Source organism: Sorangium sp. So ce363, from assembly GCF_051520435.1.
Classification (GTDB): domain Bacteria; phylum Myxococcota_A; class Polyangia; order Polyangiales; family Polyangiaceae; genus Sorangium; species Sorangium cellulosum_B.
Genome location: NZ_CP150333.1, coordinates 12,679,962 through 12,705,095, shown reverse-complemented (window position 1 = coordinate 12,705,095; position 25,134 = coordinate 12,679,962). Strand labels below are relative to the sequence as shown.

The following is a 25,134-nucleotide window of genomic DNA, read 5'->3' as shown; positions in this document are numbered from 1 at the left end:
CGTGGGCGGAACGCACGGCAGCGTCCCCCACCGGCTCAAGAGGCCCCCAGCTCACGCTCGATGGCAGCGGCCTGCTCCTGCAGAGCCTCCGCCTCGCCGAGGTGGCCGCTCAGCCGGTGCAGCTTCGCGAACTCCCCGAGGAGCCTCGCCTCCTCGCGCCGGTTCCCGATCTGCCGCTCGACCGTGATCGCGCGCGAGTAGAGCGTGCGAGCGGCGTCGTACCGGCCCTGGACGGCGTAGGCCATCCCGAGGCTCGCGAGCGTGAGCCCCTCGGCCGGCAGGTTGCCCGCCTCGCGCGCGGCGCGCAGCCCCTCCTCCCAGTAGGTGCGCGCGTCGTCCGGCTGCTGCATCGCCCAGTGCGTGCGGCCGAGGCCGAGGAAGCCGAGCGCCTCGGACCCGCGGTCGCCGAGCTTCTGGGCGTCGGTGAGCACGCGGATGTGCTCCTGCCGCGCCTCCTGGTACCGCCCCCTCGCCTCGAGGACGTCGCGGGCGAACTCGTAGCGCACGACGACGCTCTCGGGCGTCGGCTCCGGCGAGAGCTTGAAGTAGACGCGGTAGAGGCGTGTCGCCTCCTCGTGGGCGTAGCGCGCCGCCGCCTTGCGGGCGCCCGCGAGGAAGTAGCGGCGCGCGTGGTCCACCTTGCCCGCGCGGCGCCAGTGGCGGCCGAGCGCGACGAGCTGGTCCTCGAGGTCATCGCCGTAGAGGCTCTCGATCGCCTCGGCCGCGAGCCGGTGGAGCTCCTGGAGCCGCGCGCGGGACTGCATCTCGTAGGCCGCGTTGCGGAGGAGCGCGTTGCTGAACTGGAAGCGCCGCTCCGTCATCTGCGACCAGATGCACTGCGCCTCGCCGATGCGCACGTGCTCCTCGAGCACGGAGGCGTCGGGGAGCATCAGCGCGAGCACGCGCAGGTCGAACTCGCGCCCGAGGACGGCCGCGGCGACGATCGTCTGCTTCACCTTCGCGTCGAGCCGGTCGAGGCGCGAGATGAGCAGGCTGTTCACGTTCTTCGGCGGCATGAACGTGTTCGAGATCGAGATGGAGCTCGAGCTCGATCCGTAGCGCCCGTCCTCGAGCCAGTAGGCGAGGATCTCCTGCGCGAAGAACGGGTTGCCGCCGGCCGTCTCGCAGAGGAGCGTCGCGAGCATGTCCGGCATCGGGCCGCCGAAGAACGGGACCGCGAGCGCGAGGAGCTGCTCGCGCGGCAGCGGCTTCAGCTCGATCACGTTCTCGGAGATGCCCGGGTCGAGCGGGATGCGGACGGGGGTGCCGTCGTCCTTGCGCCGCGTCGTACAGATGATCGCGATGGGCAGCCCCCGGCATGCGCGCGCGATCACGCGCACCGCCTCGAGCGAGTCCTCGTCGGCCCAGTGCGCGTCCTCGAGGTGCAGGATCACCGGCTGGAGCGACGCCTCGGCGAGGAAGACGAAGCTCAGCGCCGAGAGCGTGCTCGTGTACCGGAGCTTCGGGTGCAGGCGCTCGTACGGCGAGTCCTCCCAGCGGATGCCGATGAGCGCCGCGAACACCGAGCGCGCGCGATCGAGCTCGCGCTTCAGCGCGGCCTGGCTCTCGGGCAGGCGCTCGAGGAGGTACTCGAACGCGTCGTCGAAGTTCGTGAGCTTCTCTTCCTTGCCGAGCGCGGAGGACTCCCAGAAGTACTCCTTCAGCGCGAACTCGAACGCGTTGAGCGAGCTCTGGAGCGTCTGGTCGCAGCGCGCGTCGATCCACAGGAAGGGCCGGTCGCTCTGGTGCTCCTCGCACCGGTGGCGGAAGCGCTGCACGAGGTAGCTCTTCCCGAGCCCCGGCTCGCCGTCGATGTACGTGATCCCGGCCGGCTTGCCCTCGAAGATCGGCCCGACGTAGCGCACGAGCTGCTCGATCTCCGCCTCGCGGCCGATGAGGCCGAGGTCGTAGAACTCCTTCTGGACCGAGATGCGGCGGCGCTCCAGCGAGTAGACGAGGATGGGCAGATCGAAGCCCTTGAACCGGAAGATGTTCTCCGTCGTCCACTGGTAGCTCGTCTCACCGGCGCGGAAGACCTGCTCGTCGGCCCAGATCGCCGACCAGGGGGCCTTCGCGACGAGGCGCGCGGCGAGGTTCGTCGCGCGGCCGATGCACGCGAACTCGTGGCGCTCGGTGCCGCCGTTGAAGCCGGCGTACCGGACGTCGCGCGTGATCCCCGCGCGGAGGCGCATCTGCCGGAGGCCGCGCTTCTTCAGCTCCAGCGCGAAGTCGAGCGCGCGATCGTTGTCGTTCTCGTGGGTGATCGGGGCGCCGAAGTGGATCAGCGCGGCGATGCCGAGATCGCCTGCGTCGATGCCCGTGAAGGTGCCGCCGTAGAGCTCGGAGAGCTCGTGCAGGAGGCGCGTGAGCTCCGCGAAGCTCGGGATCTGCTCGAACGAGAGGAAGACGCTCGTGACGTTCCGGAACTCGCCCTCCGGGGGCATGTCCGCGACGCCCCTCGCCACGAACGCGGTGCCCTCGCCGCGCGGCGGGTTCCTCGGGACCTGCGGCATCCTGGGCGCCGGCACGTCGCCGAGCTTGTAGACGCCCTCGCCGTGGTACTTCGCGCTCGCGGGCGGGATGCGATCGCAGAGCGCGCGGTCGAGGAGGATGTCGCCCTTCAGCGCTTGCCGCTCGATCGCGACGCACGCGGCGAGCGCCTGCCCGTGGAAGTGGTAGTACGCGCGCTCCGGGGAGATGCGGACGATACCCCACTCGACCGAGCCCCACGCGAGCCCCATCCGGAACGAGAACGGGAAGCTGCCGAAGGGCGTGTCGCGCTCGGGGTGCTCCGCGAACAGGTCGCGCATCGCGAGCGCCGCGCCGAGCACGTACTCCGCGACCTTGCGGTCCGGCGTGTCCTGGAACAGCGCCGTGAACGCGTCGCCCGCGAAGTTCGTGATGAAGCCCCCGGCGTGGTGGACCGCGGCGATGAGCGGGTCGAAGTAGTACCGGAGCGTGCCGGCGAGCGTCTCCGCGCCCGCGCGGCCGTGCTGCATCAGCTTCTCCGTGAGCTCGGTGAAGCCGGGGATGTCGATCATCAGCACCGCCCCCGTGAAGCTGCCCTCGGTGTTGCCGAGAGCGTCTTGCTGGATGATGAAGTCGGGGACGAGCGGGTTCATTTCCTTGCTCCTCAGCAACGGATCCCGCTTGGAATCGGCCTGGGAAGCGCGTCTGCGGGACGCAGAGCCTGGAGTCTACTGCCGGCGGGAACGGATGAATACCGGGATCTTCGATCGATCGTTCGGGCGGTCAGCGCGGCCTGGGTTCGCCGCTGGATTTGACGTTCGCCGCGCTGCACGGGCTGAGCGTACGCGTGTTCGTGCGCGCGTTCGTGCGCGTACATTTGCGCATGTTCCGGAGAATGCGGCACATCGTCTCCTTCACCGTCACCGTGCGCGCCGCGCGGGGGGTGCCCGCCGACGGAAAGCCTGGAACAAGGTGCCTCCACGTCGGCGCGGACATCCGCCCAGAGCGGCCGCGCGGTGAAGACAGACGTGGAGACGACGATGTGGTGTGTGGGGCGCTGGAGGGTCATCGTTCGATCTGGATATCCAGCGGCCGAGGAGAAGGAGGCGGGGGCGGCGCGTCGGGGGCGGGCGCGGGCCTGGGGGCCGGCCGGCCAGAGTACGGGCGAGGCGCCGGGGCGGCCGGGGGCGGCGTCGGCGCTGCAGGCGTGCTCGTCGGCGCGGCGGCCTGCTTTGTGAGCGTGGCAACCAGGCGCACGGACTGATCGGAGGGGCCCTGGACGATCGAGTACGGCTCGTACCCCTCGTGGCGCACGGTCAGCCGGCGTGGGTTGGCGCGCACGGAGCTGTTCGAGAGCGACAGCTGGAGCGGCGTGTTCCCGAGCGGCTTGCCGTCTTCCAGCACCTCGGCGCCGGACGGCATGGACTCGACCATCAGCACGAACGACCCGACGTCGGCTGGCGGCGGCGCGATCTGCGGCTTCTCCGGTTGCGCGGCGGCCGGCGCCGGCGGCGGCTCGCCGGAGCGCATCTGCGACATCGCGACCCCGATGCCCGCGACGGCGAGGACGCCCACCGCGACGAGCACGATGCCCTTTCGGCCCTGCGGCGCGGCGTCGGCCGGGCGCGAGGCGGCGCCGAGCGAGGCGTCGTCCACCTGCGAGGTCGTGGCGCCGGACGTCGACGTGGGCGACGACGAGCTGGCGGGGATCGCCGTCATCACGCGCACGGGCGGCATCGGCGTCGGCATCCTGCCGGTGCCGGTGGAGTCCATGGTCACGAGGCCCGTCGAGCCGAACGCCGGGGACAGGCCCATCGCCTGCGCGCACTCGCCGAGCCCGCGGATGAGGGCCTCCATGTTGGCCGGTCGGCCGTCCGGATCCTTCGACAGGCAGCGCAGCACGAACGCCTCGAGCGGCTCGGGTACGTCGGCCTCGGGGTTGCGCTCCTTCATCCGCGGGACGGGCTGCTGCAGGTGGGCGATCAGGATCTGAACCGAGTTCTGCGCCTCGAACGGGACCTTCCCGCAGAGCATCTGGTAGAGGATCACGCCCAGCGAGTACACGTCCGTCCGCAGATCGACCTTGCCGTGCGAGATCTGCTCCGGCGACATGAAGCGCGGGGAGCCGAGGAACGAGCCCTGCTGCGTGAGCTCCTCCGAGTCGTCCGCGAGCACCTTCACGAGGCCGAAATCGAGGATCTTGACGAGCTCTCCGGTGTCCTCGCCGGGGACGAGCATGACGTTCGACGGCTTCAGATCGCGGTGCACCACGCCGTGCTTGTGCGCCTCGCGCAGCCCGCGGGCGATCTGCCGGGCGATGCCCATCGAGTCGGGCGCCGAGAGGCGGCCGGCCTTGCGCAGCCGCCGGAAGAGCGTCTCGCCCTCGAGGAACTCCATGGCCATGAAGTACCGCTCGGGCTCCATGTTCTCGACTCGGCCGTAGTCGAAGACCGTGACGATGTTCGGATGCTGGAGCCTGGCGAGGATGCTCGCCTCGAGGAAGAAGCGCTTATGAAAGTTGGGGTCAATCTGATTCGATGAGTTCGTGGGCGTCAGGACCTTGATCGCGACCTGGCGCTCGAGGGCGATCTGCTCGCCGCGATAGATGACGCCCATGCCGCCCGTCGCGAGGAGGGAGTGGATCTTGAACTTCTGATTCAAGACCTTTCCCAGCAGCGGATCGGACTCACCGCTGGCCGAGGCACCGTCCGAAAGCTTCTCCGCCGTGCTCATGGCCTCTGTCTCTTTCCCCTTCCCATCCCGCTGGCCCCCACTGCTGGCAGTCGGGGAAAGCGTACCCCGAGCCCGTCACGCGCTGCCCAACGCTCGACTTACGTTCGATTTACGTACTGGTTTACGTACTGGCTTACGTGCTGGTCAACGTTCAGGTCGACGTACCGTCTTACGTTCCGGATTACGTTTCGTCTTACGTTTCGTCTTACGTTTCGTCTTACGTTCGGATGCAAATTCTGGTACCCGCCCCGCTGCGGTACCTCTCGCGCTCGTCGGGTTGGTTTTCGGACCGGCTGCGGCACGTTTGAGCTCAGCCTACCGTAAGCCGCGAGCCGATCCAACCCAGCTGCTGAAGATGACATGGGTTGGCTACCCAACCACACGCTGTGGGCGTGCCCCCCCAGCCGGGACGCTCGCTCCCTGAACGAGCTTGCTGCATGGGCGGATGTACCCGTACTCTGACCGGGTCCCCGATGCCGCCGCAGCACTTCATCCGATGCCAGGCGTGCGGGTTGCCGCACCCGTCGGACACCGAGAGGTGCCCGGTGCACGGCACGGCGCTCACGCCGAGCGTCGCCCCGCCCTCCTCGACGCGGGTACCGCCGACGAGCAGGGGCGAGTCGGGGTGGCCGGTGGACGGGCCGCTGCCGCCCGATATCGATCCCGATCAGCCGCGGCCGACGAAGGAGGCGCCGCTCGTCGGCCGCCTGCTGCACGACCGCTACCGCATCCTCGGCGTCATCGCCAAGGGCGGGATGGGGATGGTCTACGACGCGATCCACATCGGCCTGCGGCGCCGGGTCGCGATCAAGACGCTCCGCGGCCAGTACGCTCAGAGCAAGACGGCCATCGCGCGCTTTCACAACGAGGCCGCCGTCGCCGGCCGCTTCGGCCATCCGAACATCGTCGAGGTCTACGATCTTGGCGTGCTCGACGACGGCACGCCCTACCTCGTGATGGAGCGTCTCGAGGGGGAGACCATCACCGAGCGGCTCGCGCGCGAGCGCCCCATGCCCATTCCCGTCGTGCTGGACGTGGCCGTCCAGGTGCTCAGCGCGCTCGTCGTCACGCACACCGAGGGCATCCTCCACCGCGATCTCAAGCCGGACAACATCTGCCTCGTCGGCGGCGACCGCGGCCCGCTCACCGTGAAGGTGCTCGATTTCGGCGTCGCCGAGGCGTTCAACACGGGGGTGGCGCCGTCGATCCTCGTGTCGATGGCCGCCGCGGGGAGCCACGCCATCGCCGGCACGCCCGCGTTCATGGCCCCGGAGCAGGCGCAGGGCGTCCGCGATCTCGACGCGCGCGCGGACCTCTACTCGGTGGGCATGCTGCTCTACGTGATGCTCACCGGGCAGCTGCCGTTCAAGGCGCCGACGGCCGCCGCCCTGCTCGCGGAGATCCAGCGCGTGAAGCCGATCCGCCCGCGCATGCTGCGGCCCGAGGTGCCCCACTCGCTCGACGTCGCGACGATGCGCGCGCTCGCGCTCGACCGCGAGGAGCGCTTCCCGAGCGCGGCCTCGATGATGGACGCCCTCGAGCAGGTGCAGATCGAGGCGGCGATCGGCGGCAACGCGCCGGCCGAGCCGGAGAAGGAGCCGGCCGATCCGGACTCCGAGAAGGTGGAGTACTTCTACCGGAAGAGCGTGCTCCCGCCGCCCATGGAAGAATGAACGGGGCGTGAGCGGCACATTGAAGATGCGCGCCGTCGTCATTCGCGAGCCGGGCGGGCCGGAGGTCCTCGAGGTGCGCGAGGTCGATGCGCCCGAGGTGCCCGACGGGCACGTGCGCGTCGCCGTCCGCTTCGCCGGGGTGAACCGCGCCGATCTGCTCCAGCGGCTGGGCTTTTACCCGGCGCCGCCCGGCGCCCCGCAGGACGTGCCGGGGCTCGAGTACTCCGGCGTGGTCGAGGCCACGGGGAAGGGCGCGCGCCGCTTCGCGCCGGGCGATCGCGTCTTCGGCCTCCTCGCGGGCGGCGCCTACGCCGAGCGGGTCGTCGCGCACGAGCGCGAGGTCGCACCGGTGCCGGACGGGCTCACGGACGAGGAGGCGGCGGCGGTCCCCGAGGCGTTCGTCACCGCCTACGACGCGCTCGTGACGCGCGCCCGGCTCGCGCCCGGCGAGCGCGCGCTGGTGCACGCGGTCGGCAGCGGCGTGGGCACGGCCGGCCTCCAGATCGCCCGCGCGCTCGGGTGCTTCGTCGTCGGGACGTCGCGCACGCAGGACAAGCTGGATCGCTGCCGCGAGCTCGGGCTGCACGCCGGGATCGCGACGTCGGGCGCGACGTTCGCGGACGAGGTGCTGAAGGCGACCGGAGGCGCGGGGGTCGACGTGGTCCTCGAGCTCGTCGGAGGCGCGTACGTCGGCGAGGACCTCAAGGCGTGCGCGCTGAAGGCCCGGATCGCGCTCGTCGGGCTGACGGCCGGCGCGTCCACGGAGCTCGATCTGCGCGAGCTCCTGCGGAAGCGCGTCGAGCTCTTCGGCACCGTGCTCCGCTCGCGCCCGCTCGAGGAGAAGATCGCGGCGGCGCAGGTGCTCGAGCGGAACATCTCCCCCTGGCTCGCGAGCCACGCGGTGCGGCCGGTCGTGGACCGGGTCTTCCCGATCGGCGATGCCGCTGCAGCGCATATTTACGTCGCCAGCAACGCGTCGTTCGGGAAGGTGCTGCTCCAGCTCGGCGGGTGAGCGAGCGTCGCGGTCAGGCGCCGCGGCCGGTGAGCCGCGCGAGCGCGCCAGCCTCCGCGTCGTGCGCCTCGGCCTCTTGCGCCGGCGTCCACGACATGTCGACCTCGAGGCGGTACGAGCCCTCGAACGCGTGCGGCGGCGAGCCGCCCCACTCCTCCGGCGAGAGCATCGAGAGGTAAGGGACGCCGTCGCCGCGCCGGTACAGGTGGTAGACGTGGCCGGGCCGCTTCTTGAAGTTGCACGCCGCCCGGTGGAGCTCGCCGTCGCGCTGCGCCGCCTCGAGGACCCGCCGCGCCTCCTCCTGGAGCGACCGGATCTGCCGCGCGATCTGCGCGAGCTTGCCGCCGGTGACCGCGCCGAGCAGCGCGTCCGCCTGCTGGATCTCCCGCGCCACGTCGACGAGCTCGTGCGGCGCGGAGAGCCGGCTCAGGGGATACGGCGAGGTGCGGGAGGGCCCCTCGTGGCGGCCGCCGCCGTGCTTCGTGTAGCCGTCGTCGCTCATGCGGTCCACGTCGTCATGGATCGTCCACGGCCCGGCGTCACGGGTCAGGGCACCCGTCTTCATCCGCGACGCCGTCCTCGTCTTCCTTCTGCGTGGGGCAGCGGTCCTCGTCGTCGAAGACGCCGTCTTCGTCGTTGTCCCCTTCGGGGCACCCGTCGTCGTCCTGGAAGCCGTCGCGGTCCTCCGCGAGCTCGCCGCACTGGTCGACGTCGTCCGGAACGCCGTCCTCGTCGGCGTCGTGGACGCGCGGGGTCCAGGCCACCGAGAGGACGGCGCGCAGCGGCGTGGTGCCGACGCCGCCGGCCAGCGCCGTCTCGACGCCGGCCAGGAACGAGACATCGCCCAGCGCGTAGCGCGCGGCGAGGCCGAGCTCGAGCGCGGCCGCCTCCTGGCTCGCGAACGGCGCGATCGGCGAGAGCGGGAGGTGCCCGTGCGCCTCCAGGAAGAACGTGGCGCGCCCTTCCGGGTCGATGCCCAGGATCTGCGGCCGGAACGAGAGGCCGAGGCCGAAGGGGAGCTCGTGGCCGAACACCGTGGGGCACGGATCGTCGCCCGCGGCGGGGGCCGGGGTCGCCTGGCACCCGAAGCGGGCCTCGCCGGCGCGGAGCTTGACCCCCGCCGCGAGGTGCGCGCCGAACGCGATCAGGCGGTACTCGGCGAGGAGCCTGAGCTCGTTCGTGACGCCCCCCTCGCCCACGAACGACGCCTCGTCCCCCGTGGGCAGCGTGAAGCGCTCGTGCAGCGCGAGCGCGAGCCCGCCGAGATCGCCGCCGGTGGGCTGCACGAGCGTGAGCTTGCCGACGAGGCCGAGATCGCCGAGCGCCTGCGCCGGGAGCCACGTGTCGCCGAGCACCCGCGTGGCGTCGGACATGGGCGCGTCGCCGGTCTGGTGGAGGACCACGGGCAGCGTGAGCCCGACGAGCAAGCGCCGCGCGATGCCCACGCCGGCCGCGAAATCCGCGCTGACCTGGTGGCGGATGACGTCGAAGCGGACCTCGCCCGAGGCGGGATCGCGGAGCACGATGGGGCGGTAGGCGTACGAGGCCCAGAGGCTCGCGCTCCACTCGCCCGTGTCCGGGGTCGCGGCGGGCTCGAGGTAGACGCCGGCCCCGGGGTCAATCGAGGCGCGGAACCCGCGGAGATCGGCCGACGGCTGCGCGGCTGCGAGCGGGGCCACAGACGCGGCGAGCAGCGAGGACAGGGCGATGGCGCTCGGTCGCATGGCCGGTGGAGACTAGACGAGCGCACGGGAAGCGCACGGGAAAGTGGGCCCCGTCGCCCGCCGGCCCCGCGCGGTGAGCCGGCGGCGATCGCGACGGCCGGCGCCGAGCACGGGGCGAAACACGGCGCGCGGCGCGCGGCCCCCGAAACATCGCGTTCCGCCGCGGGTTGTGCGATAGCGGGGGCATGGACTCCATCCGGATCCGGGGCGGGAAGCCGCTCTCCGGCAAGATCCGCATCAGCGGCGCGAAGAACGCCGCGCTGCCGATCCTCTGCGCGACGCTGCTCTCCGACGGGGAGAGCTTGCTCCGCAACGTGCCAGCGCTGCGCGACATCGAGACGACCTCGGCGCTGCTCCGGTTCCTCGGGCGCAACGTCGAGACCGCGCCGCCGCTCGTGAAGGTCGGCGCCGGCGACAACGTGCGGCCCGAGGCGCCTTACGAGCTCGTCAAGCAGATGCGCGCGAGCGTCATGGTCCTCGGCCCGCTGCTCGCGCGCTTCGGCCGCGCCAAGGTGTCGCTCCCCGGCGGCTGCCAGATCGGGACGCGCCCGGTGGATCAGCACCTCAAGGGCCTCGAGGCGCTCGGCGCGACGATCCGGCTGTCGCGCGGCTACATCGTCGCGGAGTGCAAGCGGCTGCGCGGCGCGGAGGTCGTGTTCGATCTGCCGACGGTGACCGGCACCGAGAACCTGATGATGGCCGCGGCGCTCGCGAAGGGGCGGACCACGCTGGTCAACTGCGCGCGCGAGCCCGAGGTCGAGGAGCTCGGCCGAGTGCTCAACAAGATGGGCGCGCGCGTGAGCGGCGCGGGCACGGACGTCATCCACATCGAGGGCGCGGACGAGCTGGAGCCGTTCGACCACGCGATCATCTCCGACCGGATCGAGGCCGGCACGTACATGGTCGCGGCGGCCGCGGCCGGCGGCGACGTGCTGATCGAGAACGCGCCGCTCGAGGACCTCGAGGCGGTCGCGGCCAAGCTCCGCCAGGCGGGCGTCGAGGTGGGCCGCGAGGGCGACTGCGTGCGCGTCCGCCGCGAGGGGCGGCCGCTGCGCGCCGTCGACGTCACGACGGCGCCGCACCCGGGCTTCCCGACCGACATGCAGGCGCAGTTCATGGTCCTGATGTGCCTCGCGCAGGGCACGTCGCGCATCGTCGAGACCATCTTCGAGAACCGCTTCATGCACGTCCCCGAGCTCTCGCGGATGGGGGCGCACATCGACGTGGACGGCCACACGGCGCACGTGCACGGCGGCGCGCCGCTGTCGGGCGCGACCGTGATGGCCACCGATCTGCGCGCGAGCGCGTCGCTCGTCATCGCCGGGCTCGTGGCGACCGAGGGCGAGACCGAGGTGCTGCGCGTCTACCACCTGGATCGCGGCTACGAGTTCATGGAGCGCAAGCTCGCGCAGCTAGGCGCCGACACGGTGCGCGTCGAGGGGCGGGCCGGATGACGAAGCCCCTCACCATCGCCGTCCCCAAGGGGCGGATCCTGAAGGACCTCATCCCGCTCGTGCGGCGCGCGGGCCTCGACAGCACGCCCCTCGAAGAGAACGATCGCCGCCTGGTCCGGCCGACGGCGGACGGCGCGTTCCGGTACGTGTTCCTGAAGCCGGACGACGTCCCGACCTACGTCGAGTACGGCGCCGCCGATCTCGGGGTCTCCGGCCGTGACACGCTCCTCGAGCGCCGCCACGATCTCTACACGCCGCTCGATCTCGGCATCGGCCGCTGCCGCCTCGTCGTGGCCGGGCCGGAGGACACGGAGGTGCCCGATCTGCCGCGCGTCGCCACGAAGTACCCGCGGATCGCCGGGGATCACTTCGCGAGAAAGGGCGTGGTGGCGGAGATCATCCCCGTCCACGGCTCGGTGGAGCTCGCGCCGCTCGTCGGGCTCTCCCACCTGATCGTCGATATCGTCGAGACGGGCTCGACGCTGCGCGAGAACCGCCTCGAGGTGCTCGAGACGGTCACCGAGGTGAGCACCCAGCTCATCGCGAACCGCGCGTCCTACAAGCTGCGGAGCGACGTCATCCGCCCGCTGGTCGAGCGCCTGCGGGCCGCGACGGCCGGCGAGGGGCGGTGATCCCCGCGGGGGCGCTCGTCGCCGCTCGCTGATCGAGGACAGCCGCCGTCCGGAGACCCAGAGAGAGAGGAGGCCCAGCTGCTACCGCACCTCGCCGCGCTCCCGGCCGACATCGACACCTGGGTGGGAGGGGGGACCAGCGTCGTCGCGGGCGTGCACCGCGAGCAGCCCGCGGCCCTTCGCTTCGACGCGCTCGCGCAGGCCGAGGTCGGGCTCCGGCTCGCGAGCGGCTCGCTGTACTTCCGGCTCGATCTCGACGTGCAGGCGACCACGGCGCCGCTCGGGCTGCCGGCGTTCGGGCTGCCGGCGTTCGTCTACCCCACGTGGTCCTTGCTGACGCCGGGGATCAAGATCGGCCCGCCCGAGTGGGCGATGCTCCAGATTGGCCGCGAGGATCACCACCTCCGGCTGGGCATCATCACGCACCCGATTGGCATCGAGGACTGGGACGGCTGGATCAACTATTTCCCGACGACCTCGACCATGATCAGCACCGTCCCGGGCCGGATGCTCGGCGTCGAGCCCGGGCTCGTCCTCGGCGAGGGATACGAGATCAACCTCTTCGGCGGCTTCGATCTCGACGTCGACGCGCCGACGTTCGGCGCCGGTCTCACCACGATGCAGCCGCTCTGGTCGACCTGGTCGGGCGTCGCGCTGTATCCGTCGATCGATTTCTACTCGGCGGTCGTCGCCCTGGAGCTCTACCCGGCCGAGGCGCTGTCCGTGTCGATCGACGGCAGCGTCGGGCTGGTCGGCGCGGCGGACGAGGCGGGAGCGATCGCGCTGAATCCCTGGGTGGGAGGCGAGATCATCGCCAATGTCCTCCCGAAGGTGGCAATCCATCCGGTCTTTAGAGTCCAGGCTCTCTACGAACCGGACGGCGCCCTCTCTGCCTTTCTGTTCGCGCCTCAGCCGAGCGTCTCCGCGAGCGCCGGGCTCACCTACACGCCGTTCGATGAGCTCAAGATCAGCCTCGAAGGCAAGGTCTCCAGGGTCGAGGACGACATCCTGCCCGGCCTGTTCGCCCTCGTGGCGCTCCGCCGGCCTGAGCCGCCGCCCTACGCCGCCAAGTGAGGCGACGGAAGCGGCGCTGTGGCCCCGCGCCGGACGCGCCAGGGCGCAGCGCCGCGGGCGCCGACGTCATGCACCACCAAGGCAGACGACGTCGAGCGCTGCGCCGCCGCACTTTTCCATGGATGGGTGAGCCGGCGCGAAACACTCGAAACGTAACGTGCCGGAGCGTAACAAAACGTAACACGTGACTCACGCGCGCGGGCAGGCAAGGCAAGGCACCGGGCACACTGACGTCCGTCGACCCTGTTTTTCGAGTCTCGCGCGGGCGCGGCCTTGTGATAGGGTGGCGGCCCCTCTCATGAAAATCCACGAGTATCAAGGCAAGCAGCTCTTCGCTCGCTACGGAGTGCCGGTACCGAAAGGGGAGCCCGCTTTCCAGGCAAGTGAGGTGGCGCCGATCGCCGATCGGCTGATCGCCCAGACAGGCAACCCGGTCGTCGTCGTGAAGGCGCAGATCCACGCGGGCGGCCGCGGCAAGGGCGGCGGCGTCAAGGTCGCGAAGGGTGGCAGCGCGGAGGCGACCGCCCTCGCCGAGAAGATCCTCGGCATGCAGCTCGTCACCAAGCAGACGGGCCCCGAGGGGCAGAAGGTCCGGCGGCTCTACATCGAGCAGGGCCTCGACATCGCGCGCGAGCTCTACTTCGCGATGCTCGTCGATCGCGAGCGCCGCCGCGTCGCGGTGATCGCCTCGACCGAGGGCGGCATGGACATCGAGGAGGTGGCCCACAGCACGCCGGAGAAGATCTACAAGCTCTTCATCGATCCGGTGCTCGGCCTCGCCCCGTACCAGGCGCGGCAGCTCGCGATCGCGCTCGGGCTCACCGCGAAGGAGACGCAGCGCCAGTTCCTGAAGCTCGTGGCCTCGCTCTATGCGTGCTTCACCGCGGAGGACTGCTCGCTGCTCGAGATCAACCCGCTCGTCGTGACCGGCGCCGGCGACGTCTTCGCGCTCGACGCGAAGGTGAGCTTCGACGACAACGCCGAGTTCCGGCACGCCGACTGGAACGGGATGCGCGACGTCGACGAGGAGGATCCGGTCGAGCTGCAGGCGAAGCGGGCCGGGCTGTCCTACGTGTCGCTCGACGGCGACATCGGCTGCCTCGTGAACGGCGCCGGGCTCGCGATGGCGACGATGGATATCATCCTGCATTACGGCGGAAAGCCGGCGAACTTCCTGGACGTCGGCGGCGGCGCCTCGCAGGAGCAGGTGAAGACCGCGTTCCAGATCATCCTCCGGAGCGAGCGGGTCCGCGGCATCTTCGTGAACATCTTCGGCGGCATCATGCGCTGCGACGTCGTCGCGGCCGGGGTCATCGCCGCGGCGAAGGAGCTCGGGCTCAAGGTGCCTCTCGTGGTGCGCCTCGAGGGGACGAACGTCGAGGCCGGCCGCAAGCTGCTCGACGAGAGCGGCCTGACCATCCAGTCGGCGAGCTCCATGGCCGACGGCGCGCAGAAGATCGTGGCCGCCACGCGCGGCGGCAAGGCCGGCGCCTAGGGCGCCCGCGAGCACCGAGCCTCGAACCCAGTTGAGCAGCGAGCCAGCGGCGATGGCCGAGCTCCTGTCCACGTTGAAGGTAGAGTAATCAAGCGATGAGCATCCTCGTCAACAAGGACACGCGGGTCGTCTTCCAGGGCATCACGGGCGCCTACGGGTCGCAGCACGCCCGCGCCTGCATCGAGTACGGGACGAAGGTCGTCGCCGGCGTGACGCCGGGCCGCGGCGGCCAGCGATTCGAAGACAAGGTGCCGATCTTCGACACGGTCGAGCAGGCCGTGCGCAACGAGGGCGCCGATGTCTCGTGCATCTTCGTGCCGCCGGTCGGCGCGGCCGACGCGATCACCGAGGCCGTCGATGCGGGCTGCAAGCTCGTCATCTGCATCACCGACGGCGTGCCGGTGCTCGACATGATCCGCGTCCGTCGCTTCCTCGAGGGGAAGCCGACGCGGCTCATCGGGCCGAACTGTCCCGGCGTGATCACCCCGGGAGAGTGCAAGATCGGGATCATGCCGGGCCACATCCACAAGAAGGGCCACATCGGCGTCCTCTCCCGCTCGGGCACGCTGACCTACGAGGCGGTCGGCCAGCTGAGCGCCCTCGGCATCGGCCAGTCGAGCTGCGTGGGTATCGGCGGCGATCCGGTCGGCGGCATGGACTTCATCGACGTGCTCGAGCTCTTCAACCAGGATCCCGACACCCACGGCGTGGTGCTGATCGGCGAGATCGGTGGGACGGCCGAGCAGCGCGCGGCGGCGTGGATCAAGAAGAACATGAAGAAGCCGGTGGCCGCGTTCATCGCCGGCCGCGCGGCGCCTCCGGGCAAGCGCATGGGCCACGCCGGCGCGATCATCGCGGGCGGCGAGGGCACGGCGGCCGAGAAGATCGCGGCGCTCGAGGCGGCGGGGGCCAAGGTGGCCGCCACGCCGGCCGAGATGGGCATCGCGATGCAGGCCGCGATGGCGGCGGCGCGCTGATCTCCTGGCCCGAGAGGGCGCCGAGCGTGCAGCGGCCTTGCTGTGCGCGATCTTCCGAATTGCCCGGCCCGCGGCGAGGGTGCTCGTTGGGCGGGGCGGGGGCCCCGCCGAACTCGCCCGAGGCATCTCTCCTCCAGCTTCGCCGGAGGAGAGATGCCTCGGGCTCAGACATCGGCCCATCCCCCACCCCGCCCAACGAGCACCCTCGCCGCGGGCCTACCGCTGTCCCTTTTTAACCCACCTCAGACATCGGCCCATCCCCCGGGACTACCGCTGTCGTTGGTGACGCACCTCGGATATCGGCGCATTCCCACCGATCGATAAGCACCCTCGGTAGGAGGCGACGGAGGTCGCGTGAGCATGCGCTCTTCAACCGCTTCTCAACGCAAGCAGCGGTTTTCCTGCGCAGCGTCGATCACGCCCCCAGCGATATCGTCCGCCGCTCGGCGGCGCTCTTCATCGCGGCCTCGATGACGCGGATCACGTCGCGCGCCTCCTCGGCGCGCACCGGCGGCGGGGCGCCGTCGAGGATCGCCGTCGCGATGCCCTCGTAATAGGCCTCGTAGGCGCCGGGCAGGCTCTCGATTACGCGGCGCTCGCCGCTTACCGTGACGAGCGTGCCGAACCAGCGCGGGTCCTCCCGCCCCCACTCCGGTACACCCGGGCGCGTGCCTGCCTTGAGGGCGTCCTCCTGGCCGTCGATCCCGTGCTTGAGGAAGCTCCCGCCGTCGCCATGGACCGCGAAGCGCGGCCCCGGCTCGGGCACCAGCGTCGAGGAGCGCACGATCACCCGGCGCTTGCCGTAGTCGAGCGTCAGGTGGAAATAGTCCACCGTGCGCGCCCCGGATCGCTGCGCGAGGACGTCGGCGGTCACCGCGCGCGGCAAGCCGAAGAGCACGAGCGCCTGATCGATCAGGTGCGCGCCGAGGTCGTACAGGATCCCCGAGCCAGGCGCCTCCTGCTCTCGCCAGCCCTGCTTGATGGCGGGGCGGAAGCGATCGAAATGCGCCTCGTACGAGGCCACCTCGCCGAGCAGGCCCTGCTCGATGCAGCTGCGCACGGTGCGGAAGTCCGCGTCCCAGCGGCGGTTCTGGAAGACCGAGAGGAGCCGGCCCCGGCGCGCGGCCAGCGCGATGAGCTCGTCGGCCTCGGCGCTCGTGATCGTGAACGGCTTGTCGACGACCACGTGCTTGCCCGCCTCGAGCGCAGCGCGCGCGAGCGGGAAGTGGGTCTCGTTGGGCGAGGCGATGACCACGAGGTCGATCCCTGGCTCGGCGATCAGCACCTCGGGCGTCGGATGCACGGCGACGCCCGAGTGGTCGGCCATGACCTGGCCCTCCCGGCGGGTCGCAATGGCGGCGAGGCGCAGCCGTGGGACAGACCGGATCAGCGGGGCGTGGAAAACGGCGCCGGCGAGGCCGTAGCCGACGAGGCCGACATAGACGCGCTGGGACATGGCAGGACGGGCTCGTCCGGGACGCTAGCCCGAAGAGGCGCTGGGGGGAAGCCCAGGCGCGAAAACGCCGAGGAGCCTCCAGAGGCGCGTGACGGCGGCTGGCGAACCGCCACAGGCGTCCGCAACACCACGCACGCTCGCGCCTGGCGTGAGGGCGGCTGGCGAACCGCCACATCCGCAACACCACGCACGCGCGCGCCTGGTGAGCCGCCCCGAAGCATCTGGCACGCCGCGATTGCGCCTGCCGAGCTGCCACAGGCACCCGCCGCGTTCGCCATCGCGCTCGGCGATATGCCCAGAGCATCCACATCGCTCGTCATCCCACGAGGCACTCCGCACAAGGCTTCTTCGAACCCTACGAGCTCACGCCGGAGGCACGCGCGAGCGACGATCACGGGCGAAGTGGTCACCGCGCATCCAATGTCGTCGCCCGTGCCCCTCATCGACGTGGAACGAGGCGGTTCGTGCAGACGCGGCGCGGCGGTTGCGATACCCTCCTGCGCTTGGAGGCTTTGATGCAAGCCAAGAGCATCCTTTCCGTGGTGGCCCTGACCACCTTGATCGCCGGTAGCCCCTTCGCGACAGGGTGCAAGACCACCGCCGAGGCCAGCGTGACCGAGGAGTCGGTCCAGGCGGTCCCCGTGGCGATCGAAGATCCGTTGACCGAGGAGCACGACGGCGGCTCGGTCGGGTGGGATTTCGCGCCCGACGGCGCCGTGAAGGCGATCGTGAAGGCGCCTGACGGCAAGCCCATCGACAAGGACGTGAGCGGCACACTCACCTGGAAAGGGCCGAACGGCGACGCGCAGGCCCCACTCGCGCTCGACGCGAAGACAGGGCTCCTCGTCGCGACCGGGCCCAAGCTCGAGGCCGATCTCACCGAGGTGAAGTACAACATCAGCGTCTCCGGGAAGCCGTGGAATGGCACGCTCCACGTGCCCTCAGGCGGCACGAAGGTCATCGTCGAGGGCGCGAGAAAGGCCGAGAAGAGGCCCATCCCCCCCGGCAAGACGGGCCCGAACGGCGGGGTGATCCAGGTGGTCGGCGACGACACGATCGAGGTCGTCGCGGACAAGGCCTCCGGTCAGGTCAGGGTCTACGTCCTCGACGCGGACCTGAAGCCGGTCCCCGTCGGCGACCGCAAGATCAAGCTCGGCTTCGTGGGACAGGGCTCCGAGCTCGTCGTGCTCACCCCCGGCCCGGGCGGCCTTTACTGCGTCGGCAAGGTCGGGGCGAAGGTCAACCCGGTGAAGCTCACCGTCGTCGTGGCGCACCCGACGCACGCCGACGTGGTGCTCGTCGGCTACCGCCCCGGCGTGCACGTCATCGTCGGCCCGAGCGCGCCTGCCCTCAACGTCGTGGTGGCGACGGCGTGGAACGTGGATGTGAAGGTCAACAGGGCTCCTGGCGTGGTGGTGGTCCACGATGACGACGACGACGATGACGACGGCCGACCGGTCCACATCCACGTTCACGGCAAGCACAAGCACAAGCACAAGCACGGGCACGCGCACGGGCACTGGAAGTGACCTCGCGCGGCGCTGGGCGGCCTACCTCACCGCCGAGGTCGACGCCGCCTCGCTCGCCGTCTTCCGCGCCGGCTATGGCGCCCTGATCGCGTGGGAGGTCGTCCGGTACGCCCTCCACGATCGGATCTACCGCTATTACATCGAGCCAGGCTTCTTCTTCAGCTTCGTCCCCTTCGTCCGCCCGTGGGGCGGGACTGGGATGTACTGGCACTTCGGCGCCCTCTTCGTCCTCGCGCTGCTCTGCGCCGTCGGGCTCTTCTACCGGGTGAGCGCCGCGCTCCTCTGCGCCGCGCTCACCTATGTCTTCCTCCTCGACAAGGCACAATACCTCAACCACCTCTATCTCCTTTGCCTCCTCGGCCTGCTGCTCGCCGCCGCCCCGGCGCACCGCGCGCTCTCGCTGGATCGTTTCCGCGCGCGGCGCGCCTCGCCCGCCGGGGCGGCGCCCGGCGCGCCGGCGGAGACCGTGCCGCGCTTCTATCTCTTCGCCCTGAAGGCCCAGATCGCCGTCGTCTACTTCTACGGCGGCGTCGCGAAGCTGAACGGCGACTGGCTCCGGGGGCAGCCGCTCACCATGTGGCTCGCCGCGCACGGCGACGCGCCCCTCGTCGGGCCGCTCCTTGCCTCACAGGCAGCGGGGCTCGCGCTCTCGTATGCGGGGCTCTTCATCGACCTCTCGATGGGCTTCCTGCTCTTCTCCCGGCGCACCTTCCCCTTCGGCGCGGCGCTCGCCGTGGCGTTCAACCTGTCCAACGCCCTCCTGTTCAAGATCGGTATCTTCCCCTACGCGATGATCGCCTCGCTCGCGCTGTTCGGCGATCCCTCGTGGCCGAGGCGGCGGCTGCCCTTCCTGTTCAAGGGCGCGGACTCCCCCGGCGACGTCGCCCGCGCCCCCTCGCCCGCCGCGCCGCGCCGGAGCGCGCTGCCGCTCGCGCTGCTCCACGGGTATCTCCTGTTCCACCTCGTGGTGCCGCTCCGGCACTGGGTCTATCCGGGCGACGTCGCCTGGAACGAGGCCGGACACCGCTTCTCGTGGCGCATGAAGCTGCGCGACAAGAATGTGAGCGAGCTCGGGATTCACGTGCTGGATCCGAGGACCGGCGTGCGCGAGCCGCTCGACGTCGAGGCGTGGCTCACGAGCCGCCAGCTCGGGGAGATGTGCGCGCGGCCCGACATGCTCGTCGACTTCGCGCACCACGTGGCCGATCGCTTGCAAAAGGACTCCGGGGTGCGGCCCATCGTCACGGCCAGGGTCGTCGCGTCGCTGAACGGAGGTCCCCTCCGCGACCTCGTCGATCCGACCCTCGATCTCGCGTCGCAGCCGCGCGGCCTCCTCGACCACCCGAGCTGCGCGTCGCCAGAGGGGTCCTTGATCGCACGCTCACGGTAGGCCCTCGGGGCATAGGCGTTAACCAAGCTCGTTCGGTCACCCTCAGGGCGCGAAGCTTGGTTAACGCCTGCGAGGCGCTCCGCCACGAGGGCCGGGCGGCACGGAAATGCCTCACCCGCGCCCAGGAACGAACCTGGGCGCTTCGCGTCGAGTACTCCGCATCACACACAACGACAAGGAACGCGGCGTTGCAGCGTGACACAGCACACGTCGAGCCCCCTTCTTTGCACTCCCTGGGTGAATCCGCAGAAGACCGCCCTATACTGGTCCTTCCCGGACGTAATCGGCCGCACGGTACGTGTGGACGAAGCCATCACGAGGTGGAGCGCAAGCACGTCATGACCACCACAGCACCGTTCGATCTGCCAGGACACGTCGTCGAGCAGCTGATCCATGAGGGCGGCAAGACGCACGTTTACCGCGGCCGCCGCGCCGCGGATCAGCGGCCGGTCGTCATCAAGACGCTGAAGGGGGAGCACCCGAGCGTCCGCGATCTCGCCCTGCTGCGGCACGAGTTCAGCCTCCTGCGCGATCTGGATCTCGAGTCCGTGGTGAGGGTGTGCTCGCTCGAGAGGACGCGCGGCGGCCTCGCCCTCGTCACGGAGGCGGTCGAGGGCACGACCCTGAGGGCGATCCTCGACGATCGCCGGCTGGATCTCCGCGCGGCGCTGGCGCTCTCGGCGGCCATCGCCGACGCCATCGGCGCGGTGCACCGCTGTCACGTCACGCACAAGGACATCAATCCCAGCAACATCATCGTCAGCTCGGACCTGCGCCGCGCCACGCTCATCGACTTCGGCGCCTCGTCGCGGCTCAAGCAGGAGTTTCAACAGTCGACCTCGGCGTCCACCCTGCAAGGCACGCTCGCGTACATGTCGCCCGAGCAGACAGGGCGCATGAACAGGGGCATCGATTACCGCGCCGACCTCTACTCGTTCGGTGTCACGCTGTATGAAATGCTGACCGGAGCCCTGCCGTTCCCGGACGGCGATCCGGTGGACGTCCTCTACAGCCACATCGCGCGGCAGCCCGCCCCGCCGCACGAGCGCAGCGGGGACGTCCCCCGGCCGGTCTCCGAGATCGTCATGAAGCTCCTCGCCAAGGCGCCGGAGGACCGCTACCAGAGCGCGTACGGCGTCAAGGCAGACCTCGCGGAGTGCCTGCGGTCCCTCGAGCAGACAGGCCGGGTCCACCCCTTCCCCGTCGGTCAGCGCGATCGCAGCCACGAGCTGCGCGTCCCGCAGAAGATCTACGGCCGAGACGAGGAGCGGGACTGGCTCCTGGCCGCCTTCGAGCGGGCCCGCGCGGGCGCCGCGGAGCTCGTGCTCGTCTCCGGCTACTCCGGCGTCGGCAAGAGCGCGTTGGTCCACGAGACCTACAAGGCCATCGCCAGGGTCGGCGGCCACTTCGCGCACGGCAAGTTCGATCAGCTGAACCGCGGCGTGCCCTGCGCCTCGGTCGTCCAGGCGTTCAGGGGGCTCGTGCAGCAGCTCCTCTCCGAGCGGACAGACGCGCTGGCCCACTGGCGAGCGGAGCTCGGCGCGGCGCTCGGCCCGAACGCCGGGCTCCTCGTCGACCTCATCCCCGAGCTCGCGCTCATCGTCGGCGAGGCGCCCGCGGTCGCGGCGCTCGGCCCCTCCGAGTCGCAGAACCGCTTCGACATGGTGTTCCGGAGCTTCCTTGGCGTATTCGCCGCTCCGGCGCACCCGCTGGTCCTGTTCCTCGACGACCTCCAGTGGGCGGACCCGGCGTCGCTCAGGCTGCTGCGGCTCCTGCTCACCGACGCCGATACACGCCATCTCCTGGTCGTCGGGGCGTACCGCGACAACGAGGTGAGCCCGGCGCACCCGCTCGTCATCACCCTCGACGCCGTCCGCGCCGCGAGCGCGGCCGTGACCGACATCCCCCTCGCCCCGCTCTCGCAGGACGACGTGACGGCGCTCGCCTCGGACGCCCTCGGCCGCGCGGCGCAGGACGTCGCCCAGCTCTCCGAGCTCATCCACGACAAGACGCTGGGCAACCCGTTCTTCATCGGGCAGTTCCTGCGAATGCTGAGCGACGACGGGCTCCTCCGGTGCGACCCGGAGACCGGCAGATGGACATGGGATCTCGCAGCCATCGAGTCGCGGGCCGTGACGGACAACGTCGTCGACTTCATGATCGCCAAGCTGCAGAGGCTCGCGCCGCCCACCCAGCGCGCCCTGACGCTCGCCGCGTGCATCGGGCACCGGTTCGACCTGCGCACGCTCGCGACGATCTCCGAGCTGCCGGCCGCGCAGGCGGCGCAGGATCTCTGGGCGGCCATGCAGGAAGGGGTCCTGCTCCCCATCGACGCCGACTACCGGCTCGTGCACCCGGAAGACCCGTCCCACGGCGAGCCCGCGACCGACGCGTCGTTCGCCGTCTCCTACCAGTTCTTGCACGATCGCGTCCAGCAGGCGGCCTATGCCCTCATCGCGGACGAGCACAGATGTGCCGCCCACCTGCGCGTAGGCCGCCTGATGCTGGCCAGCCAGCGCGGCGAGCCGCAGGAAGAGCAGCTGTTCGACACGGTAAACCATCTTAACTATGGTGCCGCCCTCATCGCCGATCCCGGCGAGCGCGATCTGCTCGCGCGCCTGAACCTGCGCGCCGGGAGGAAGGCCAAGAGCTCGACCGCGTACGGGGCCGCGGCGGAGTACTTCAGCGCCGGGCGGAGCGCGCTCGGAGACGACGGCGCCTCGCGGGATCAGGCGCTGCGCTGGGCGCTCACGCTGGAGGCGGCCGAGTGCGAGTACCTGTGCGGCCGCTTCACCGAGGCCGAGGCGCTGTTCCAGCGGCTGCTCGAGGTGGCGGCGTCGAACCTCGATCGGGCGCGGGTCCAGAGCCTGCGGATGAAGCTCTACCAGGTCGCCGGCCGCTACGACGAGGGCGTCACCGTCGGACAGGAGGCGCTGCGCCTGTTCGGCGTCGAGATCCCCGGGGCGAGCGAGGAGATCGGCGCCGCCGTCTCCGCCGAGGTCGCGCAGATCCCGGAGAGCATGGCGGGCAGGAGCATCGAGGACATCCTGCACGCGCCGCTGCTCGCCGACGAGCAGATCCGCGCGGTCATCAACCTGCTCGCCGACTGCGCTCCCTGCGCGTACATCGGGCGGCCGGGCGTGTTCCCGCTCATCGCGCTGAAGATGCTGAACCTGTCGCTGCGGCACGGCAACACCGAGGCGTCGTGCTTCGCCTACAGCGTTTACGGGCTCATGCTGGTCGCGGCGTTTGGCGATATCCCGTCGGGATTCCGCTTCTCGGAGATGTCGATCCGGCTGAACGAGAAGCTCGGGGACGTCTCGCTGCGGGGGACGCTGCTGCACCTCCACGGCGATCACATCAACTTCTGGGTCCAGCACATCCGGAACGATCTCCCCATCCTGGAGCGGGCGTTCCTCGCGTGCATCGAGGCCGGCGACCTGGTGTACGCGAGCTACCTGGCCTTCGAGACCGTCTGGCAGGTCTACGAGAAGGGCGATCCGCTGGCGGAGGTCGACCGCGTCGCCGAGCGCTTCGCGTCGTTCGCGCGCAAGACAGGCAATCACGCCGTCCTCGAGACGATCCGGCTGGAGCAGCAGTTCCTGCGCAGCCTGAAGGGGCTCACGGCGGCCGACGCCTCGCTGAGCGAGGAGGGCTTTGCAGAATTCTCGGAAGAAGCGTGCCTGGCCGCGCTCACCCGGGCGAGCTTCGGGTGCGGGATCGCCTTTTACCACATCATCCGGCTCATCCTCCTCTATTCCCACGGCCGCCCCGAGGAGGCGCTCGCCGCCGCGGAGGCGGCGCGCCCGGTGCTCGGGGCCGTCATGGCGATGCCGATCGAGGCGACCTACCACTTCTATCTCGCGCTCACGCTGGTCGCGCTCGGCGAGCATGACGAGCGCGAGCGCGAGCGGCACGCCGGGGCGCTCTCCGCGTCGCTCGAGAAGCTCGAGCTCTGGGCCCGCCATTGCCCCGACAACTTCCGCGTGAAGCACGTCCTCGTCCTGGCCGAGGCGGCGCGCGCCTCCGGCCGCGACGTCGAGGCGATGGGGCTCTACGACGACGCCATCGACGCCGCCCGCCAGAGCGAGTTCGTGCAGTACGAGGCGCTCGCGTCGGAGCTGGCCGGCCTGTACTACGCTCGCAAGGGCCGGCGGCGCATCGCGACGCTCTACCTGGACGCGGCGATGCACGCCTACCGGCAGTGGGGGGCAGAGCGGAAGGCCACGGAGCTGATCCGGCAGCACGGGCTCGACCCGCTCCCCATCGCCCGGGGGCCCGCGGCGGAGCACGAGAAGGCCGCCGCGAGGACGAGCTCCATGTCGGTGAGCCACTCGCTCCTCCACAAGCTCGCCGACGTCGCGGCGGTGCTTCAGACGACGCACGCGATCTCCAGCGAGCTCGTGCTCGGGAAGGCGCTCGACCGCGTGATGCGCGCCGTCCTCGCGAGCGCCGGCGGCCAGCGCGGCTTCCTGGTGCTCGCGCGCGAAGAGCGGTTGTTCATCGAGGCGTCCGTCACCATCGATCCTGCGTCGATCGAGGTGGAGCTCCGGCGTCCACTGGAGGAGTCCTCGGCCCTGCCGGTCAGCGTGGTCCACTACGTGGCGCGGACGCGGGAGCTGCTCATCCTGGACGACGCCGCGGCGAGCCCTCGCTTCGCGGCGGATCCCTACCTCGCCGCGCACCGGCCAAAGTCGGTGATGGGCCTCCCGCTCGTCCACCAGAACCGGCTCACGGGCGTGCTGTACGTGGAGAACACGCTCGCGAGCGGCGCCTTCACCCCGGAGCAGACCGAGCTGCTCCGCCTCCTGGGCGCGCAGGTCGCGGCGGCGCTCGAGAACGCGCTGCTCTACGGCCGGCTGCAGGAGGTCTCCGAGAGGCACCGCGCCATGAACGATCGGCTCGAGAGCGAGGTGCAGCGGCGCACCGAGGAGCTGTTCTCGGTCAACGAGCGCCTGTCGCAGAAGGCAGATGAGCTGAACCGGGCCAACGAGCTGCTGCTCGAGGAGCTCCGCGAGCGCGAGCGCGCCGAGCAGGCCCGGGCAGCGCTCCAGGAGGAGATCATCGGGGTGCAGCGGCTGCGCCTCTCGGAGATGGCGACGCCCATCATCCCGATCACCGATCGCGTGCTGGTCATGCCGCTCATCGGGACGATGGACGCGGCGCGCGCCGCGCAGGTGCTGGAGGCGACCCTCGCCGGGGTGGAGCGCCACAACCCGTCCATCGTGATCATCGACATCACCGGACTGAAGCGCGTCGACGCCGGGGTCGCCGACTCGCTGATCCGCACCGCCTCGGCGCTGCGGCTGCTCGGCGCGCAGGCGATCTTGACCGGGATGCAGCCGGAGGTCGCCCGTGCGCTCACGCAGGGCGGGATCGACCTCCGCGGCATCATCACCCGCTCGACGCTCCAGAGCGCCATCGCCCACGCGATCACGCCGTCCCCTGCCGCACGGCCCCGCTGAGCGCGCGGCGCGCTCGGCCGTCGCTCCTGCCCGTTGGTGAGGTCTGCGCGG

General features: G+C 70.7%; 15 protein-coding genes. 10 read left to right on the top strand and 5 right to left on the bottom strand.

The features are described 5' to 3' along the window. Window positions 1–35: 35 nt before the first annotated feature. Window positions 36–3,122 (bottom strand): AAA family ATPase, encoded by a 3,087-nt coding sequence (locus WMF12_RS47875; protein WP_437743373.1) that lies wholly within the window; start codon window positions 3,120–3,122, stop codon window positions 36–38. Window positions 3,123–3,534: 412 nt separating this feature from the next. Then, window positions 3,535–5,202, bottom strand: coding sequence for a protein kinase domain-containing protein (locus WMF12_RS47870; protein WP_437857264.1), 1,668 nt, complete (start codon window positions 5,200–5,202; stop codon window positions 3,535–3,537). A 545-nt stretch (window positions 5,203–5,747) separates the two neighbouring features. On the opposite strand from WMF12_RS47870, the gene WMF12_RS47865 reads away from it, so the two are divergent. Together WMF12_RS47865 and WMF12_RS47860 are read left to right on the top strand one after the other, a co-directional pair. Then, the gene (locus WMF12_RS47865) at window positions 5,748–6,875 is read left to right on the top strand and encodes a serine/threonine-protein kinase (RefSeq protein ID WP_437296884.1); all 1,128 of its coding nucleotides are present in this window, start codon (window positions 5,748–5,750) and stop codon (window positions 6,873–6,875) included. A 25-nt stretch (window positions 6,876–6,900) separates the two neighbouring features. Next, window positions 6,901–7,887, top strand: a complete 987-nt coding sequence (locus WMF12_RS47860) for an NAD(P)H-quinone oxidoreductase (RefSeq protein WP_437873968.1) — start codon at window positions 6,901–6,903, stop codon at window positions 7,885–7,887. 13 nt (window positions 7,888–7,900) lie between these two features. On the opposite strand, the gene WMF12_RS47855 is transcribed toward WMF12_RS47860, so the two are convergent. Then, window positions 7,901–8,452 (bottom strand): DUF2452 domain-containing protein, encoded by a 552-nt coding sequence (locus WMF12_RS47855; protein ID WP_437743371.1) that lies wholly within the window; start codon window positions 8,450–8,452, stop codon window positions 7,901–7,903. Then, entirely contained in the window at window positions 8,427–9,611 is a 1,185-nt protein-coding gene (locus WMF12_RS47850) for a hypothetical protein (protein WP_437857250.1), read from the bottom strand. Before WMF12_RS47850 ends, WMF12_RS47855 begins: the two co-directional genes overlap by 26 nt. Before the next feature lie 185 nt (window positions 9,612–9,796). Here WMF12_RS47850 and murA point away from each other — a divergent pair, with 185 nt between their 5' ends. The 5 genes from murA to sucD all read left to right on the top strand — a co-directional run bounded on the left by murA (window position 9,797) and on the right by sucD (window position 15,243). Continuing rightward, on the top strand, window positions 9,797–11,065 hold the full coding sequence (gene murA, locus WMF12_RS47845; protein ID WP_437743369.1) for a UDP-N-acetylglucosamine 1-carboxyvinyltransferase: 1,269 nt from the start codon (window positions 9,797–9,799) through the stop codon (window positions 11,063–11,065). Further along, window positions 11,062–11,697, top strand: a complete 636-nt coding sequence (hisG, locus tag WMF12_RS47840; protein WP_437857242.1) for an ATP phosphoribosyltransferase — start codon at window positions 11,062–11,064, stop codon at window positions 11,695–11,697. The genes murA and hisG overlap by 4 nt, the downstream gene beginning before the upstream one ends. A gap of 153 nt (window positions 11,698–11,850) precedes the next feature. After that, window positions 11,851–12,771: a hypothetical protein gene (locus WMF12_RS47835; protein ID WP_437857234.1), complete on the top strand. Its 921-nt coding sequence runs from the start codon at window positions 11,851–11,853 to the stop codon at window positions 12,769–12,771. A 298-nt stretch (window positions 12,772–13,069) separates the two neighbouring features. Next, the gene (gene sucC, locus WMF12_RS47830; protein ID WP_437857230.1) at window positions 13,070–14,266 is read left to right on the top strand and encodes an ADP-forming succinate--CoA ligase subunit beta; all 1,197 of its coding nucleotides are present in this window, start codon (window positions 13,070–13,072) and stop codon (window positions 14,264–14,266) included. A gap of 95 nt (window positions 14,267–14,361) precedes the next feature. Beyond that, window positions 14,362–15,243, top strand: a complete 882-nt coding sequence (sucD, locus tag WMF12_RS47825; RefSeq protein WP_437743365.1) for a succinate--CoA ligase subunit alpha — start codon at window positions 14,362–14,364, stop codon at window positions 15,241–15,243. A 415-nt stretch (window positions 15,244–15,658) separates the two neighbouring features. Here the strand turns inward: sucD and WMF12_RS47820 are convergent, their stop codons facing one another. Beyond that, window positions 15,659–16,699, bottom strand: a complete 1,041-nt coding sequence (locus WMF12_RS47820; protein WP_437857221.1) for an oxidoreductase — start codon at window positions 16,697–16,699, stop codon at window positions 15,659–15,661. Window positions 16,700–17,214: 515 nt separating this feature from the next. Here WMF12_RS47820 and WMF12_RS47815 point away from each other — a divergent pair. From WMF12_RS47815 to WMF12_RS47805, 3 genes are all read left to right on the top strand, one after another. Then, window positions 17,215–18,228, top strand: coding sequence for a hypothetical protein (locus WMF12_RS47815; RefSeq protein WP_437857216.1), 1,014 nt, complete (start codon window positions 17,215–17,217; stop codon window positions 18,226–18,228). Beyond that, window positions 18,125–19,618, top strand: coding sequence for an HTTM domain-containing protein (locus WMF12_RS47810; RefSeq protein WP_437857213.1), 1,494 nt, complete (start codon window positions 18,125–18,127; stop codon window positions 19,616–19,618). Before WMF12_RS47815 ends, WMF12_RS47810 begins: the two co-directional genes overlap by 104 nt. Window positions 19,619–19,956: 338 nt before the next feature. Beyond that, complete coding sequence (locus WMF12_RS47805; protein ID WP_437857207.1) at window positions 19,957–25,083, top strand: AAA family ATPase; 5,127 nt, start codon at window positions 19,957–19,959, stop codon at window positions 25,081–25,083. Window positions 25,084–25,134: the final 51 nt, after the last annotated feature.

Excerpts from the sequence above, each read along its gene's own strand:
- sucC (WP_437857230.1), top strand. The coding sequence starts at position 13,070 with ATGAAAATCCACGAGTATCAAGGCAAGCAGCTCTTCGCTCGCTACGGA.
- WMF12_RS47850 (WP_437857250.1), bottom strand. The coding sequence starts at position 9,611 with ATGCGACCGAGCGCCATCGCCCTGTCCTCGCTGCTCGCCGCGTCTGTG.
- WMF12_RS47815 (WP_437857216.1), top strand. The coding sequence starts at position 17,215 with ATGCAAGCCAAGAGCATCCTTTCCGTGGTGGCCCTGACCACCTTGATC.
- WMF12_RS47875 (WP_437743373.1), bottom strand. The coding sequence starts at position 3,122 with ATGAACCCGCTCGTCCCCGACTTCATCATCCAGCAAGACGCTCTCGGC.
- WMF12_RS47810 (WP_437857213.1), top strand. The coding sequence starts at position 18,125 with ATGACGACGACGACGATGACGACGGCCGACCGGTCCACATCCACGTTC.
- murA (WP_437743369.1), top strand. The coding sequence starts at position 9,797 with ATGGACTCCATCCGGATCCGGGGCGGGAAGCCGCTCTCCGGCAAGATC.
- WMF12_RS47820 (WP_437857221.1), bottom strand. The coding sequence starts at position 16,699 with ATGTCCCAGCGCGTCTATGTCGGCCTCGTCGGCTACGGCCTCGCCGGC.
- WMF12_RS47870 (WP_437857264.1), bottom strand. The coding sequence starts at position 5,202 with ATGAGCACGGCGGAGAAGCTTTCGGACGGTGCCTCGGCCAGCGGTGAG.
- sucD (WP_437743365.1), top strand. The coding sequence starts at position 14,362 with ATGAGCATCCTCGTCAACAAGGACACGCGGGTCGTCTTCCAGGGCATC.
- WMF12_RS47855 (WP_437743371.1), bottom strand. The coding sequence starts at position 8,452 with ATGAAGACGGGTGCCCTGACCCGTGACGCCGGGCCGTGGACGATCCAT.
- WMF12_RS47805 (WP_437857207.1), top strand. The coding sequence starts at position 19,957 with ATGACCACCACAGCACCGTTCGATCTGCCAGGACACGTCGTCGAGCAG.
- WMF12_RS47860 (WP_437873968.1), top strand. The coding sequence starts at position 6,901 with ATGCGCGCCGTCGTCATTCGCGAGCCGGGCGGGCCGGAGGTCCTCGAG.
- hisG (WP_437857242.1), top strand. The coding sequence starts at position 11,062 with ATGACGAAGCCCCTCACCATCGCCGTCCCCAAGGGGCGGATCCTGAAG.